Genomic DNA, 14,727 nt, shown 5'->3' on the forward strand with positions numbered 1-14,727 from the left:
ACGACACGTGCGTGTTGTATTTCATCGCTCGTCCTCCCTTAGTACGTGACCTTAGAGGTGACGGCGGAGGTGGTCAATGAGGGCGTCGATAAGCTCGCGCGATTGCGGCGCCTTGGGTTTAATCTGGTCAAACCCGTGATAGGCGCCGGCCCACACGTCGAGGGTGGTGTCCACGCCGGCCGCATCGAGGGCTTGGGCAAAGGCCACGGATTCATCGCAGAAGAGGTCGATCCCACCTACCCCGATCCACGTTGGCGGCAGGCCGGAAAGATCACTGCGCGTGGCCGGCGAAGCATAGGGCGGCAAGTCAACATCCAGGTGGTCATCTCCCAGGTACATGGACCACGCGCCGCGGTTCGGGCCCGCCGTCCAGATGAATTGGCCCACCGCACCGGACTTATCCGTGGTGCGGTGATCCAGCATGGGATAGACCAAGCCGAGCGCGCGGACCGGATGGCCCTCATCAAAGGCCCGCTGGACCAAGCCCGCGGCCAAGCCACCGCCGGCGCTATCGCCGGCGACGGCGATGCGCGAGGTATCCCCGCCCAGCTTATCGCCGTGTTTTTGCACCCAGCGCAGCGCGGCGTAGCACTCATCATGGTCCGCGGGGAACGGCTCTTGGGTGGATTTGTGGTAGCGCGGGGCTACCACGATGGCACCGAGCTCGGACGCCATGCGGGCATTCTGCGGGTCATACATGGCCGGGCCACCGATGAGATGGCCGCCGCCGTGCGTCCATACGACCACGGGGCGCGGCCCAGCGGTGGCTGCGCCCTGGGCATCGCCGCGTGGGGTAAGCACGCGGGCACTAAAGGCGTGGCCATCGAAGGAAGCGGAAAACTCCGTAATATCCACCGCGTGCCGCACCGGACGGGAGAAGTCGATGCTGGCAAAGAAGCGGCTGGCGCGGGCAAAGGTGGCGTCGGCAAGCAGGTGCATAGGCAGGTACAAAATCGGGCTGCGAAGGCCCGGTGCCACCTCGCGCAGGTACGGCCGGCGGCTGAGCGCATACGCCGCCATGCCCGCTACCCCGACCACACCGGTCAGGGCAGCCCCGGCCTTGAGAACTCGCGAAACGCTCATTTAGAAATCGCGCAGAATACGCTGTGCCAGCGGCTCAGAGGAAGCCGGGTTCTGGCCGGTGTACAGGTTGCGATCCACAATGACGTTCGGGGACATCGGATCGGTCTCCTGGTAATCCGCGCCGAGCTCGCGCAGGCGGGTCTCCAGCGCCCACTTAGCGGCGGCGATGACGTCCTCGCCCTCCTCAGCATTGCTGAAAGCAGTCATCTTGTAGCCCTTGAACGGCCAGTTCTCGTTATCTACAGCCAGCATCGCCGCTGGGGCGTGGCAGAGCAAAGCAAGCTTGCGGCCAGAATCCATGCGAGCCTGCAGAAGCTTAGCGGAATCCTGGTCATAGGCCAGATCCTCCATCGGGCCATGGCCGCCTGGGTAGAAAATGAGGTCATAGTCTTCCTCATTGACATCGGCCAGGTTCATCGGGTGCTCGAGCGCTACGCCCAACTCTGCCAGGTAGTTTTCCTGCGCCATGCGCACGTTATCTGGCAGCACCTCCAGGCTGTACTCATCTACCACGGGAGCCTTTGCCCCGGGGGTGGCGAAGTGGATATCCCAGCCTGCGCCCTGGAAGGCGCGGTGCGGGGCAATAAGCTCCTCGGCCCAGTAACCGGTGGGGCGCTTGGTGCCATCGGCCAGGGTCCATTCCTCAGCGGCAGTAACAACAAAAAGTACGGAAGGCATGTAATTCTCCTTTAGTCAGTAGTTTCTTCAGCAGCGTCTGCCAAAGACTCTTCAGTGTCTGGGCCTGCCAGCTCGGGGTCTGAAAGTTCCTCGTATGCTGGCAGGATAACCGTTTCTAGCAGATGCTGCCGTAATTCCTGGTCAGCAAAGGAATTCTCCACCGCTTTGACGGTGAGGTCGAAAAATTCCTCCAGCCCGTAGCCAAAGGTCTCACTCAGCGCGAGGAACTGCTTGGTCAAGGTGGTCTCGCCCGAGGAAATGGTGCAGGTAAAGCCCAGCTGCTGCAGCAGTGGCAGTGGGTGGTCGGTCAGCTCCTCGGCTTCCTCCAGTGGGGTAAAGACCAGGGGAATATGGCGGTCGCGGATGTAGCCAGAGGCCTTGCCCGGCACGATGCCTTCGATATTCGCAGTGAAGTCATCGATCATATTCACCGGGTGGATAAGGCGATTCACGCCGGCCTGGGCGGCGCGCTCAACTTCCGCGAAGTCCTCGCCCACGTGAATCTGGGTGGGTAGGTAGGCGGCGCGGAAGTCCGCGGCCGCGCCCGCCTCGTCCTGCGGGAGGTTATAGCCCACCACGGGGGCGTCGTCAGGCACTGCTGCCTCAGGGGCCGTGCCGGCCAGGACGAGGCGGGAGTCCAGGGAAGGAATGCGGGCTGCAACGGCGGCTTCAACAACCGCGGCAGCGTCCAGGCCAATCGCTGCTGGATCCAAGTGCAGTTCCGCGTAGACCACGCCGTCTGCGGCTAGGGCTTCGTAGCGCTCACGGATGGTCGCGGTGAGTTCCTCCGGCGTAGCGGCCGTGGAGTTAATGGGCTCAAAGAGGGAGACCTTAGGCAGCTTGGCCACCACGTCGGCGGCGGAGTCCTTGTTTTCAGGGCTAATCAAAGGCGCGTCATGCATGCGTCCCATCGTAGGCACGGGCCTAAGATGTGTCATGTCATGAAAAGAATTATAGCTAGTTCCCTCGTTACCGTCCTGCTCAGCGGCGCACCGCTCGCGCTGGCGGAAGAGCCGGAAACTCCTACCACCATGCGCACCACCGCCCCGGATACCGATAAGTGCCCGCACGCCGAGCGCCCGGAAAAGGCCACCACCACCTCGGAGCGCCTCGCTCCTGGGCAGGCCTCACCCACCCCGCTGCCGCCGGTGGAAAGCAATGAGGCCTGTGGCACCACCCTGCCCGAAGGGTTCAAGGTGGATAAGGATGTGGTGGCCGCGGCGTGGATGGTCTCCGATATCGATTCCGGCGAAATCATCGCAATGAAGGACCCTAACGGCCGCTACCGGCCGGCCTCCATCATCAAGGCACTGCTGGCGCTGGTGGTTATCGACGAACTGGATCTGCACCAGAAGGTCGAGGTGGGCGAAGAATCGGCACAGATTGACGGCTCAGCGGTCGGCATCGGCCCAGGCGGCACGTACACGGTGGAACAGCTTTTGCAGGGCTTGCTCATGGCCTCTGGCAACGATGCCGCGCACGCCCTGGCACAGGAATTGGGCGGCGACGAGGCCACGCTGCGCAAGGTCAATGAGAAGGCGGCCGAGATCGGCACAAATTCCACCTACGCGGCCAGCTACTCTGGGCTCGATGCCCCGGGCATGTCTACCTCGGCCGAGGATATTTCCCGCATTTACCGCGCGGCCTTCCATAACCCGACCTTCGCGCGGATTGTGGATACGGAGTCCGTGGACTTTCCCGGCTGGGGCGACCTTGACGGTTACCAATTAGGCAACGATAACGGGCTCTTCCTCAATGATCCGGACGGCATTGGTGGCAAGACGGGCTTTACCGATGACGCGCACCATACCTTCGTCGGCGCGCTCGACCGCCATGGCCGACGGCTGCAGGCGGTGCTGCTCGATACCACCGTGGAGCACGGCCCGCGCGCGTGGGAGCAGGCCCAGAAGCTGCTGCACGAGGCCTACAAGGTGCATCCCGGTGACGGTGTAGGGCAGTTGCTTGCCGACGTCCATTCCGACGCCGACTCCACTGCCTCCCCGGCCCCCGATGCCCAGGCACAATCGGCCAACTCCTCCTTGGCCGGGGTGCAGGGGTGGCTCGGCTGGGTTATCGCCGGCGCCGTAGTGTTGCTGGCTATTTGCGTGGGTGCTTTTTCACTACTTCGGCGTTAGCCCACTCATCGTGGGAGCCGCGGCGGTTATTCTTCTCCGAAATGGTGAAGGTATGCACGCCGGCGCCCACCCAGCTGGCGAACGTACCGGGGCCCGGCACGATATTGACTAGGCGCCACCACTGGCGCTTAGCGGACTGGGTGAGGGTGAGCCGCTCTTTGGTGTCGACATCGCGCACCGTGTAGCCCATCAGCAGCTTGGCCGGGCTGGCGCCGAGCCAACATTCGGTGCCCAAGGTGTAGAGCAGCAAGATGATGGCGCCGCCAATGAACGTCGAGAGCTCATCCACGCCGCCGGACAGCAGCGCGCCGCCGAAGCTGCCGCTAATGAGCGAAAAGAAGATGAGGTCCAAAATGGCCATGCCGATGCGCGCATCTTGACCGGCGCGCTGGCTAATTTCGGCCGCTGGTTGTTGTACCAACGGCGCGGGTACAGCCGCGTTCGCCGTTGCCGGCGGGAATGGATTGTGCTGCGGGGCAAAGGGATTGCGCGCATACGGCGACCCATAGGGGCTCGAGGTCTGCGCAAATCGTGGTTCCTGCTGAGCGTGACGCCCCGGCCCGGCCGCCTGACCGGGCTGGAAGGACTGAGCTTGCTGCTGGGCTTGCAGTGGCCGCGGGTTCCACTGCCCTACCGCGCCCAGCTGTCCGAGGTCTCCCCAGGTGGGGCGCACTCCCGCCGCGCACGCCTTATCGTATTCGGCCCGCTTTGCAGCAGAGCCCAAGACGCTGGCAGCGATGCGCAGCTGCGCGCGCCGCGGATCTTCAATGTCGTGGCCTTGCTGCTGTAGCAGCACATCCTTGGACTCCAGCAAGACTAAGAGCTCGTGCTCGCCATCGCGGCGATCTAGTCCCCATTCCTCATAAAGATTCGGTGCGATGTCATTGGCGTTCATAATGCTCCATCTTAAAGCCCAACGGCAGCGGCGGCCTCACCCCTAAGGAGGAGATTTTACTTACGGCGCAACAAGCTCCATGCGCCCACGGCCGCGGCGCCTACAGCGGCGCCAACGCCGAAGGTCGCACCTGCAGGCGCGCCTTCCTTGACCTCGTTGCGGACGCGAATAACGGCCGGCTCTGGGACCGGCGGGTGAGCGTACTTCAGGGACTCGGCGGTGGTGGCGGTCCACGCGGAGACGTACAGCACCACGCGCCAAATCAGATACATGACCACCATGAGCACGATGACGGGGCCGAAGACCGCGCCGGCAGGGCTGCCGGTAGCAGAGGACATGATGAGCGTGGACAGCTGCTTGAGCAGCTCAAAAGCCACGGCACCAATGGCCGCGCCGATAAGGCCGGACTTCTTCGGCACCTTGGTGCGCGGCAGGATCATAATCAGCCACCACATGACGATGAGGTTGGCCAGAAGGCCCACTGCCAAGCCGACAAAGAAAATAACCGAGTCCATGCCCGGGAAGGACTCGATTCCTACGCGCTCAAAGATTTTCTGGGTAAGGCCGGAGGACCCGGCGGCGGTGACGCCAAAGGCGATGAGGAATGCCACGATAAGGCCAATGAGGCCCACCAGGTCAGACAACTTCTTCTTCAAGAAGGAACCGCCCTCGTTGGCATCGATGCCCCACATGGCCGAGATACCGATGCGCAGGTTGTTCATCCAGCCTAGGCCGGACCACAGAGTGGTCAAACCACCGATACCGAACATGGCGCCGCGTTGGTCAATGGCGGTATCCAAGATCTCATTGACCGTATCTCCCATATCGCCATCGATAGAACTGGTGATATGGGATTGCAGATCATTGAGCAGGTCCTCGCGGTTAGCCAAGACGGCGGCGACGGTGGCCACGACCAGCATGGCAAGCGGGAAGATGGAGAGCACCGAATAATAGGTGATGCCGGCGGCAAACTGGTTGCCGCCTTCGGCACCGTAGCGCTCGTTCATGCGCATGAGGTGGTCAACGAATCCGGACTTGGAGCGAATCTTATCTACCGCACCGGGATCGTCGGCATTGGCGCGTTCGATGCCGTAGTGGTCCGTCTTCTTCGAGGAGGATTGCGTGGTGGTAGGCACGTGCTTCCCTTCTTGCTCGCACAGTTTTTATCTCACCTAGAGTAACTGGCAGATGCCCACTTGTCCCTTTGCGGGGTGGGGCACGGGGGAAGCGGCCGCTTACTACTTGCGCAGGCGGGGAAGGAAGCCGACCTTTTCATAGACGGCGTCGACAAGCGGCTGGGCAATCTCCTGCGCCGTCTCCGCGCCCTGCGCCAGGATGCGCTCGAGCTCGCCGCGGTCCGCCATCAACTCGTCATAGCGCGCCTTGAGCGGAGTGGTAAATTCCTGCAGCGCGTCGGCGGTATCGACCTTGAGGTGGCCGTAGCCCTGGCCGGCGTACTTTTCCACCAAGGAATCGATGGATTCACCGGTGAGCGCAGACTGGATGACCAGCAGGTTGGACACACCCGGCTGGTTGTCGCGGTCAAAAGCCACCGAGCCCAAGTCATCCGTCACGGCGGACTTGATGCGCTTAGCCGAGGTCTTCGGTGCATCAAGCAGGTTGACCAGGCCCTTCGGGTTGGCGCCGGACTTAGACATCTTGGACGTCGGCTCTTGCAGGTCATAAATCTTTGCCGCACCCTCCGGGATGAACGGCTCCGGCACCTTGAAGGTCTCGCCATACTTATTGTTGAAACGCTCGGCAAGATTGCGGGTCAGCTCCAGGTGCTGGCGCTGGTCCTCGCCCACCGGCACATAATCCGGCGAGTAGAGCAAGATATCGGAGGCCATGAGGATCGGGTAGGTAAATAGGCCCACCGAGGTGCGGTCCGAGCCCTGCTTGGCAGATTTATCCTTGAACTGGGTCATACGGGAGGCCTCGCCAAAACCGGTAAGGCACTGCAGTACCCAGGTCAGCTCCGCGTGGGCGGGCACGTGCGACTGCACGAAGAGCGTGGACTTTTCCGGATCAATGCCCAAGGCAATGAGCTGTGCGGCACCCGCGATGGTGCGGTTGCGCAGCTCCTCCGGATTTTGCTCCACGGTGATCGCGTGCAGGTCAGGGATGAAGTAGAAGGCGTCATAGCCGTCCTGCAGGTCAATCCACTGCTTCAGCGCTCCCAGGTAATTACCCAGGTGATAGGAATCAGCGGTGGGTTGGATACCGGACAGGACGCGGGAAACGGTGGAATTGTCTGCAGTCATGGTGCCTTATCCTACCCCCTAGCCTCGCCGCGCGGTTCACATCCTTCCCCGGCGCCGCCTGAGCGAAGGATCGAAAAATCCCCTGCCCGATTAGGCAGGGGATGCGGCGCAAGGATGTTAGAGCTTGCGGGAGGTCGGGCTGACCACGTCCATCAGGATGGCCCAACCGGATACCATCAGCGCGCCGCCCACGCCCATGAGCACGATGGGGCCGAGGAAAGCGAAGGACGGACCAACAACGGTCCACCACCAGATGCTCAGGCCGAGGATTACAGCGCCGAGGACGAAAGAAATAATTGCGCGAGCCATGAACTTTCTCCGTTGCAGATTACTGAATTTTTTGACCTACCTATAGTAGCACTACTGCTTGTGTTTGGGCGCCTTGCGCTTGCCGACGTCCCCCTTATTAAAGCTCCACTGCTGCTCCACGTTTACTCCCCTTGCCCCTGGCGAGTGCCGGCCGCTCGGCCGCGTAATCGACTGCTGCTTCGGCCGGCGCGCAATGCGGTTGCTCGACATATCGTCGTAGTCTGCCCCCTCTGCCGCAGTAGAAAAAGCTCGTGTCTTGTTCTTAAACGGGCGACTTAAAGGCCTAGTCAGCGGGCGTGTGATGGGGCTGGCATAGCGCGTGGCCGCGCCTGCCTTGCGCTTGGCCTTGCGGGCGCCATCGCGCACAATGCGCGCAGACAAACGCAGGCGCGGGTCCATCTGCTGCTCGGCGTCGCGGTATTCGAAGACGGGCAGGCCCTTCTTGAAGTAGATCGCGGCCAAGCGAGCAATAAAGCACACGGAGGCGGTGATAATCGCGGTCGGTTCCTCGGCCAGGCCACTGTGGTACAGCGCCATAAATAGCGCCGCGGCGAGCAGCGAGATAGCGGCGTAGAACTCGCCGGAAAAGACCAACGGGATGCGATCCGAAAGCAGGTCACGCAGCACTCCTCCAAAGACGCCGGAAATCACCGCAGAGACCGAGGCAATAATGAACCCGTGGCCCAGATGGACCGCGATTTGGGTGCCGAGCACCGAAAAGACCGCAAGCCCCAGCGCATCCAAGATGAGGAAGAGGTGGCGGAAGTAGTGCATGAGGAATGACATGCCCACCGTCACCACGGCCGCCACGATGACGATTACCAAATAGATGGGGTGCTCAACCCAGGTAAAGGGAGGGTCATCGAGGATCATATCGCGCACCGTGCCGCCGCCCAGCGCCGTCATGGAGGCAATCATGGTGACGCCAAAAAGATCGAGCTTTTGGCGGCCGGCGGACAATGCGGCGGTCATGGACTCGGCCGTAATACCAACTACATACAGGACGCTAAATAGTGGCGTCATCAGCGGTACTCCACCAGCAGTGGGGAATGGTCGGACCAGCGCTGCTCCACGGTAGGAGCCTTATCCACCCAGGTGCGCTGCGCGCGCTCTAGCATCGGGCGGGTGGCCGCCTGGTAATCGATGCGCCACCCGGCGTTGTTATTAAACGCCTGGCCGCGGTAGGTCCACCAGGTATAAGGACCATCTTCTTCTGGGTGCAGGCGGCGGGCGACGTCGAACCACTGCGGTTCTGCCGCTGGGGCCCACGGCTCGCCGCCGGCGTACTCGACCACTCCCTGCCACTGCCCCAGGTTCTTCTTCTCCTGCGGCTTGTCATCCGGGAACGCGCCAAAGACATGGTCCATAAAGGCGCGCTCTTCCGGCAGGTGGCCAGCCTTCTTTTCGTTGGCCTTATTATTTTTCAGGTCCTGGGCGCGGTGGCAGATATTCCAGTCGCCGCCGATGACCATGTCGGCCGGGCTGCCATCAGAATTCGTGCGCGCCGCGTTCTCCGCCAGCACCTCCTGGAATTCATCCAAGAAGCGGTACTTTTCATCCAACTTCGGCGAACCAGTATCGCCGGAAGGCAGGTACAGCGAGGCGACGCGAATATCGCGGGTGGTAGCCGCAATCCAGCGGCCGGCGTCGGTAAAGGAGCCGAAGCCCACTTCGACGTCGGCAAGCGGGGTGCGAGACAGGATACCCACGCCGGCGCGGCCCTTTGCGGCGGCGTCGGCAAGAGCTAAGTGCCACCCCGCCTCTAGGGCTGGGGCCAGGGCCTTTTCGGCCTGCTCCGGGGTTGCGCGCACCTCCTGCATGAGCACGATATCGGCCGGAGTCTCCTCTAGCCAGGCGTTCATACCGGGGTTATTTTCATTGCGCTGCTTGCACGCAGCGCGGATTCCGTTGACATTAACGCTCGCGATGGTAAGGGTCATGCCAACAGCATATCGGTAAGCCTAGGCGCGGCGAGAAAGGCGCTTTTTATCCCACATCGTCGCAGCCCATACCAGGCAGCCCGCAGCCGCCAGGGCCGCACCGGCCAGCGCCGGGGCGGAGTAGCCCAAGCCGGCACCCACCACGGCGCCGCCAATGGTCGCACCGGCCGCGTTTGCGATGTTCAGCGCGGACTGGTTAAGGGCTGCGGCCAAAGTCTGGGCGTCGCCAGCCACATGCACCAAGCGCAGCTGCAGCGAAGGAACCAAGGTGGAGCCCATAAATGCCACGCAGCCAAAGCACAAAGTGGCGGGAATGGCATGGCTAGAAAGGAAGTAGAAGGCCGTCAGGATAACGATGAGGCAAGCCAAGGCAAAGATAATGCCAAACTCCAGGTTGCGGTCAGCCAGCCAACCGCCAAAGGCATTGCCGATGGTCATGCCGATGCCATAGGCCATGAGCACCACCCAGATGAGGCTCTGGTCCATGCCGGCGACCTCGGTCATGGTCCACGAAATATAGGTATAGACGGAGAACATGCCGCCAAAGCCGACCACGCCCATGATGACGGTGAACCACACCTGACTGTTTTTGAACGCACCAAATTCGGTGCGGATATCGGTCTGCTTCATCTCCGTCATGTGCGGCATCAGGAAGAACAACGCAATGGCGGTGACGATACCCAAAGCCACGACCACTAGGTAGGCCGCCTGCCAGCCCAGCGCGGAGCCGAGGGCTTGGGCGGCTGGTACACCAATAACCGTGGCGATGGCCAGGCCCATGCCCACATAAGCCATGGCCTTGCCGCGGCCGCCTGGGGGCGCCATGGATGCGGCCGAGAGATTAGCCACGGAGAAATAAGCGCCGTGCGGCATGCCCGCAATAAAGCGCGCGACCATGAGGATGGCGTAATTCGGTGCCAAGACCGAGAGGAGGTTGCCCACCACGAGGAAGCCGATGAGCAGCAGGATGAGCCGGCGGCGCGGCAGCTTGCCGGTAAAGGCCGCAATCAGCGGGGCACCGACCACCACGCCCATGGCATAGATGGTGATGAGTGTGGAGGCGTTTTCTTCCGAAACGCCAAAATCATCTGCAATAAGCGGCAGCAGGCCCATAGACACGAACTCCGTCGTGCCGATGGCAAACGCGCCCAGGGCCATGGCCACCATGACGATGGCGCGGCGGCGGGTGGTAATCTCCGTTTGCAGCGGCAGCGGGCGGCGGCGAACGCGGTGTTCGTGTGCGCTGCGCGGGCTTAGCTCATCGATGATTTTCATGGAGAGTGAGGGTACACCCCGTCTGCGCCTGCAGCATGCCCGCAGCGGGGGCTCGTGAATATCTCCACCCCTCCCGCGCATGGGTGACAGCGGCCACGCAACCCTTTTCAAGGGGCGGCAAATGGGGGATCACTATCAGCAAACTGGCCCACATGCCGCCCACAAAATCGGTAATCTGGGCACTTGAACAATTTTCCAACGTTAATTAGGAGAATCATGGCAAAGATTACGTGGACCCGTACCGATGAGGCGCCGCTGCTGGCGACCTACTCCCTCAAGCCCATTGTGGAGGCCTTCGCTTCCACCGCTGGCATCGACGTGGAAACCCGCGATATCTCGCTGGCCGCCCGCATCGCCGCGCAGTTCCCGGAGCGCCTGACCGAGGAGCAGAAGGTCGAGGACGCCCTGGCAGAGCTGGGCAAGATGGCTAAGACCCCGGAAGCAAATATCATCAAACTGCCGAATATTTCTGCTTCCCTGGTGCAGCTGAAGAAGGCCATCGCCGAGCTGCAGGCCGCAGGTTACGATCTGCCTGATTACCCGGATAATCCTTCCACCGAGGAAGAAAAGGACATCGCCGCCCGCTATGACTCCGTCAAGGGCTCCGCTGTTAACCCGGTGCTGCGCGAGGGCAACTCCGACCGCCGCGCCCCGGAAGCCGTGAAGAACTTTGTGAAGAAGCACCCGCACCGCATGGGCGAGTGGTCCAAGGACTCCAAGACCAACGTTGCCACCATGGCGGACAACGACTTCCGCCACAATGAGAAGTCCGTCATCCTGGACAACGAGGACACCCTGTCCATCGTCCTCAAGACCGCCGATGGCGAGCAGACCCTGCTGCCGGAGCTGCCGGTTCTCAAGGGTGAGGTCATCGACGGCACCTTCATGTCCGCCAAGGCCCTGGATGAGTTCCTCCTCGCACAGGTCAAGCGCGCTCAGGAAGAGGGCGTGCTCTTCTCCACCCACCTGAAGGCCACCATGATGAAGGTCTCTGACCCCATCCTCTTCGGCCACGTCGTCCGCGCCTTCTTCGCCGATGTCTATGACAAGTACGGCGAGGAGCTGCTGGCTGCCGGCCTCAACGGCGAGAACGGCCTGGGCGCTATCTACGAGGGCCTGAAGAACCTGGACAATGGCGAGGAAATCAAGGCTGCTTTCGACGCCGCGCTTTCCGACGGCCCCGACCTCGCCATGGTCAACTCCCACAAGGGCATCACCAACCTGCACGTGCCTTCCGACGTCATTATTGACGCCTCCATGCCCGCCATGATCCGTACCTCCGGCCACATGTGGAATAAGAACGACGAGGAGCAGGACACCCTCGCCGTCATTCCGGATTCCTCCTACGCTGGCGTCTACCAGGCCGTTATCGAGGACTGCAAGGAAAACGGCGCCTTCGACCCGACCACCATGGGTACCGTGCCGAACGTTGGCCTGATGGCGCAGAAGGCCGAGGAGTACGGCTCCCACAATAAGACCTTCAAGATCCCGGCCGCGGGCACTGTTGAGGTTCGCAACTCCCAGGGCGAGGTCCTCATCTCCCACGACGTGGAGGAAGGCGATATCTGGCGCGCCTGCCAGACCAAGGACGCCCCGATCCAGGACTGGGTCAAGCTCGCCGTCAACCGCGCTCGCCTATCCGGCATGAAGACCATCTTCTGGCTCGACCCAGAGCGCGGCCACGACCGCAATATCAAGTCCCTGGTGGAGAAGTACCTTAAGGACCACGACACCGAGGGCCTAGATATCTCCATCGAGGATCCGGTCACCGCTACCAAGACCTCCATCGAGCGCATCCGCCGCGGCGAGGACACCATCTCCGTGACCGGCAACGTGCTGCGTGACTACAACACGGACCTCTTCCCCATCCTCGAGCTGGGTACCTCCGCCAAGATGCTGTCTGTGGTTCCGCTCATGGCTGGCGGCGGCCTCTTCGAGACCGGTGCGGGCGGCTCCGCCCCGAAGCACGTCCAGCAGGTCGAGGAAGAAAACCACCTGCGCTGGGATTCCCTCGGCGAGTTCCTGGCCCTGGCCGAGTCCTTCCGCCACGAGAAGCAGACCAACGGCAACGAGAAGGCCGGCGTCCTGGCCGCCACCTTGGACAAGGCCACCGAGCGCCTGCTCAATGAGGGCAAGTCCCCGTCCCGCAAGGCTGGCGAAATCGACAACCGCGGTTCCCACTTCTTCCTGGCTACCTTCTGGGCCGAGGAGCTGGCTAACCAGACCGATGATGCCGATCTCGCCGCTGCGTTCAAGGACGTAGCTTCCCAGCTGTCCTCCCAGGCAGACGAGATTGCCCAGGCGCTTGTCGACGCCCAGGGCAACCCCGCCGACCTCGGCGGCTACTACTGGCCGAATGACGAGAAGACCTCTGCCGTCATGCGCCCAGTTGCTCAGTTCAACGAGATCATTGATGGCCTGAAGAAGTAGTTCTGCGCTTCTTCTCTAGCCCCGGTGTCTTAGGCCAGAGCTAGGTCACCACAGAGGCTCGATCCACGATGAGTGGGTCGAGCCTTTTCTTGCTTCACTTGTAGCAACCAATCCGGCCCGCAGCTCCGAACAACTTCAGTGCTTCGTCGCGGCGAAAACTATAACCGCGTCACGCCGGATCGGATTCCACCTCAACCTGATCTTCGTTGTCAGCCAACTCGAGTGCTTGTTGTGCCTTCTTCTCCCGTCGCGCTTCAATTTCAGCTGCCTTCGCAAGCAGCCGGTCATCATTCATGTCACGGGTTTTCTCAATGGTCTTTCGTGCATGTTCCACCACAGACTGACCTGCGCGATTCGTAGCATCGACCGTGTCGCCAGCTAGAGACTTCACAGATTGGGGCCACCCTTGGACCTCGAGGCGTTTCGCATTCTCCACGCTCATCCACAAATACTGCGCGAACTCACCAATAATGTCGTGAATACTGTTCGCGTGTGCAGTTATGCGCCGGGCACGAATCGGGTTGGTCACCCAGACCTGATTACTCAGCTTGGCGGCATCACGGATGGCCGAATCCATTTCCAGCAGACGGCGAGTTGTCGATTCCAATCGATCCTTACGCGCTTCGACGATCGCCTCTCTGTGAGAGTCCAATTGGGTGGGCTCAAACTCATTCACATGGGCAATCTCAAGGACATACATCCGATCGTGGAGATAGATGCTCCGAGCAACTACGCCGAGCCAAAGCGGCAGGTTTCCGCTCAACTCTGCAAGACGGCTTTCAAGCTTCTTGGAACTGTACTTCTGCTTCCCCAGCTGATCAACGGCATCATCGAGGTGCTCGACAGCATAAGACTCGATGCCGTTGAGTGCTGATCCGAGGTGGTCAACCTTTGACCAGGTGGTTGCGGAAACGCTGTTGCTCCGCCGGTAGATTTCGTCAGCTTCTTCAATCGTGTACTGGATACCGCCAAGCTGGGCTAGTGCATCAACCTTACACTGCCGGAGGAGGTCATCGAGCTTCTCATCGATAACCTCCAAATATTCCTTGATTTCCGCGATGGCTGCCTCAATTGCAGCTTGTGCAGCGATACCGGCAGCACCTGAGGCCATGACTGGCGAAAACTTCACCTCTTGAAAAGAAGTGTGCTTGAAAAACAGACTGGGATTGCCAGCGAGCCCAAGATCCTCCCGACGCAGGACTCCGGGAACCGGTCCCTTTGTAGTGCGACGCTGGAGCAGCGCAGCAGTTTCCTCAGTTGCCTTGTAGTACTTTCCTGATTTGAACTGACGGTCCGAGATCGTGCGCAGCACAGAGTTTGCGCGGAAAAGCACTTGCGGGGACATGGGCTCAAACATAGACGTGGTGCTGGCTGGGAAGTTGTCTTCCTCGCTAAGGATCAGCAAACCGTTGCTGTCTGCCAAGAAAGCCAATTCATTAGTCGCGGTCTCCATACGCAAAACCATAGTCTTAATGGCTAGACAGTACGTCGAAGGCAACTGCGCTACCGCCTTGTCCCTACCGCAGAAAGGTATTCGCTCACGTAGCGTACCGCGATGACAACGAGCCCATTAAAGCATCGATGCTGGTTTCCACAGTGCGACGAGGCCCCTCCTGAAGATGAACTGCGTGATTAGTGTGATGACAGACGACGATGCCGATGAGAGTGCCATGTACGCACTCGATGACGCGATGGTTCAGTACTTTGACTTTGAGACC

Annotated in this window: 13 protein-coding genes; 2 read left to right on the forward strand and 11 right to left on the reverse strand. The window is 61.2% G+C overall.

Going from position 1 to position 14,727, the window contains the following annotated elements; all coding sequences use genetic code 11:
- Positions 1-51: 51 nt before the first annotated feature.
- Genes CORTU0001_RS01215 through CORTU0001_RS01225 form a run of 3 tightly spaced genes read right to left on the reverse strand, consistent with a single transcriptional unit; the run spans position 52 to position 2,663 of the window.
- Positions 52-1,083 (reverse strand): alpha/beta hydrolase, encoded by a 1,032-nt coding sequence (locus CORTU0001_RS01215; RefSeq protein ID WP_005326767.1) that lies wholly within the window; start codon positions 1,081-1,083, stop codon positions 52-54.
- Positions 1,084-1,761, reverse strand: coding sequence for a type 1 glutamine amidotransferase domain-containing protein (locus CORTU0001_RS01220; RefSeq protein ID WP_005326768.1), 678 nt, complete (start codon positions 1,759-1,761; stop codon positions 1,084-1,086).
- Positions 1,762-1,772: 11 nt separating this feature from the next.
- Positions 1,773-2,663, reverse strand: a complete 891-nt coding sequence (locus CORTU0001_RS01225; protein WP_394372002.1) for an adenosine deaminase — start codon at positions 2,661-2,663, stop codon at positions 1,773-1,775.
- A gap of 39 nt (positions 2,664-2,702) precedes the next feature.
- On the opposite strand from CORTU0001_RS01225, the gene CORTU0001_RS01230 reads away from it, so the two are divergent.
- The gene (locus CORTU0001_RS01230; protein WP_005326771.1) at positions 2,703-3,896 is read left to right on the forward strand and encodes a D-alanyl-D-alanine carboxypeptidase family protein; all 1,194 of its coding nucleotides are present in this window, start codon (positions 2,703-2,705) and stop codon (positions 3,894-3,896) included.
- On the opposite strand, the gene CORTU0001_RS01235 is transcribed toward CORTU0001_RS01230, so the two are convergent.
- From CORTU0001_RS01235 to CORTU0001_RS01265, 7 genes are all read right to left on the reverse strand, one after another.
- Positions 3,859-4,791 (reverse strand): RDD family protein, encoded by a 933-nt coding sequence (locus CORTU0001_RS01235; RefSeq protein ID WP_005326774.1) that lies wholly within the window; start codon positions 4,789-4,791, stop codon positions 3,859-3,861. The two genes, CORTU0001_RS01230 and CORTU0001_RS01235, sit on opposite strands and share 38 nt — an antisense overlap.
- Before the next feature lie 56 nt (positions 4,792-4,847).
- Positions 4,848-5,927: a YhjD/YihY/BrkB family envelope integrity protein gene (locus tag CORTU0001_RS01240; RefSeq protein ID WP_005326776.1), complete on the reverse strand. Its 1,080-nt coding sequence runs from the start codon at positions 5,925-5,927 to the stop codon at positions 4,848-4,850.
- Between the two features lie 102 nt (positions 5,928-6,029).
- Positions 6,030-7,055 carry a tryptophan--tRNA ligase gene (trpS, locus tag CORTU0001_RS01245; protein WP_005322617.1) on the reverse strand — a complete coding sequence of 342 codons (1,026 nt, stop codon included), beginning with the start codon at positions 7,053-7,055 and terminating at the stop codon, positions 6,030-6,032.
- Between the two features lie 117 nt (positions 7,056-7,172).
- The gene (locus CORTU0001_RS01250; RefSeq protein WP_005322618.1) at positions 7,173-7,364 is read right to left on the reverse strand and encodes a hypothetical protein; all 192 of its coding nucleotides are present in this window, start codon (positions 7,362-7,364) and stop codon (positions 7,173-7,175) included.
- A 51-nt stretch (positions 7,365-7,415) separates the two neighbouring features.
- Positions 7,416-8,387 (reverse strand): trimeric intracellular cation channel family protein, encoded by a 972-nt coding sequence (locus tag CORTU0001_RS01255; RefSeq protein ID WP_005326777.1) that lies wholly within the window; start codon positions 8,385-8,387, stop codon positions 7,416-7,418.
- Positions 8,387-9,304 (reverse strand): exodeoxyribonuclease III, encoded by a 918-nt coding sequence (locus CORTU0001_RS01260; RefSeq protein ID WP_005326778.1) that lies wholly within the window; start codon positions 9,302-9,304, stop codon positions 8,387-8,389. Before CORTU0001_RS01260 ends, CORTU0001_RS01255 begins: the two co-directional genes overlap by 1 nt.
- Positions 9,305-9,325: 21 nt before the next feature.
- On the reverse strand, positions 9,326-10,579 hold the full coding sequence (locus tag CORTU0001_RS01265; protein WP_005326779.1) for an MFS transporter: 1,254 nt from the start codon (positions 10,577-10,579) through the stop codon (positions 9,326-9,328).
- A 216-nt stretch (positions 10,580-10,795) separates the two neighbouring features.
- On the opposite strand from CORTU0001_RS01265, the gene CORTU0001_RS01270 reads away from it, so the two are divergent.
- Positions 10,796-13,009, forward strand: a complete 2,214-nt coding sequence (locus CORTU0001_RS01270; RefSeq protein ID WP_005326780.1) for an NADP-dependent isocitrate dehydrogenase — start codon at positions 10,796-10,798, stop codon at positions 13,007-13,009.
- Positions 13,010-13,178: 169 nt separating this feature from the next.
- Here the strand turns inward: CORTU0001_RS01270 and CORTU0001_RS01275 are convergent, their stop codons facing one another.
- Positions 13,179-14,462 (reverse strand): hypothetical protein, encoded by a 1,284-nt coding sequence (locus CORTU0001_RS01275; RefSeq protein ID WP_005326781.1) that lies wholly within the window; start codon positions 14,460-14,462, stop codon positions 13,179-13,181.
- Positions 14,463-14,727 lie beyond the last annotated feature (265 nt).

Origin of the sequence: Corynebacterium tuberculostearicum SK141, assembly GCF_000175635.1 — a bacterium.
Lineage (GTDB): Bacteria > Actinomycetota > Actinomycetes > Mycobacteriales > Mycobacteriaceae > Corynebacterium > Corynebacterium tuberculostearicum_C.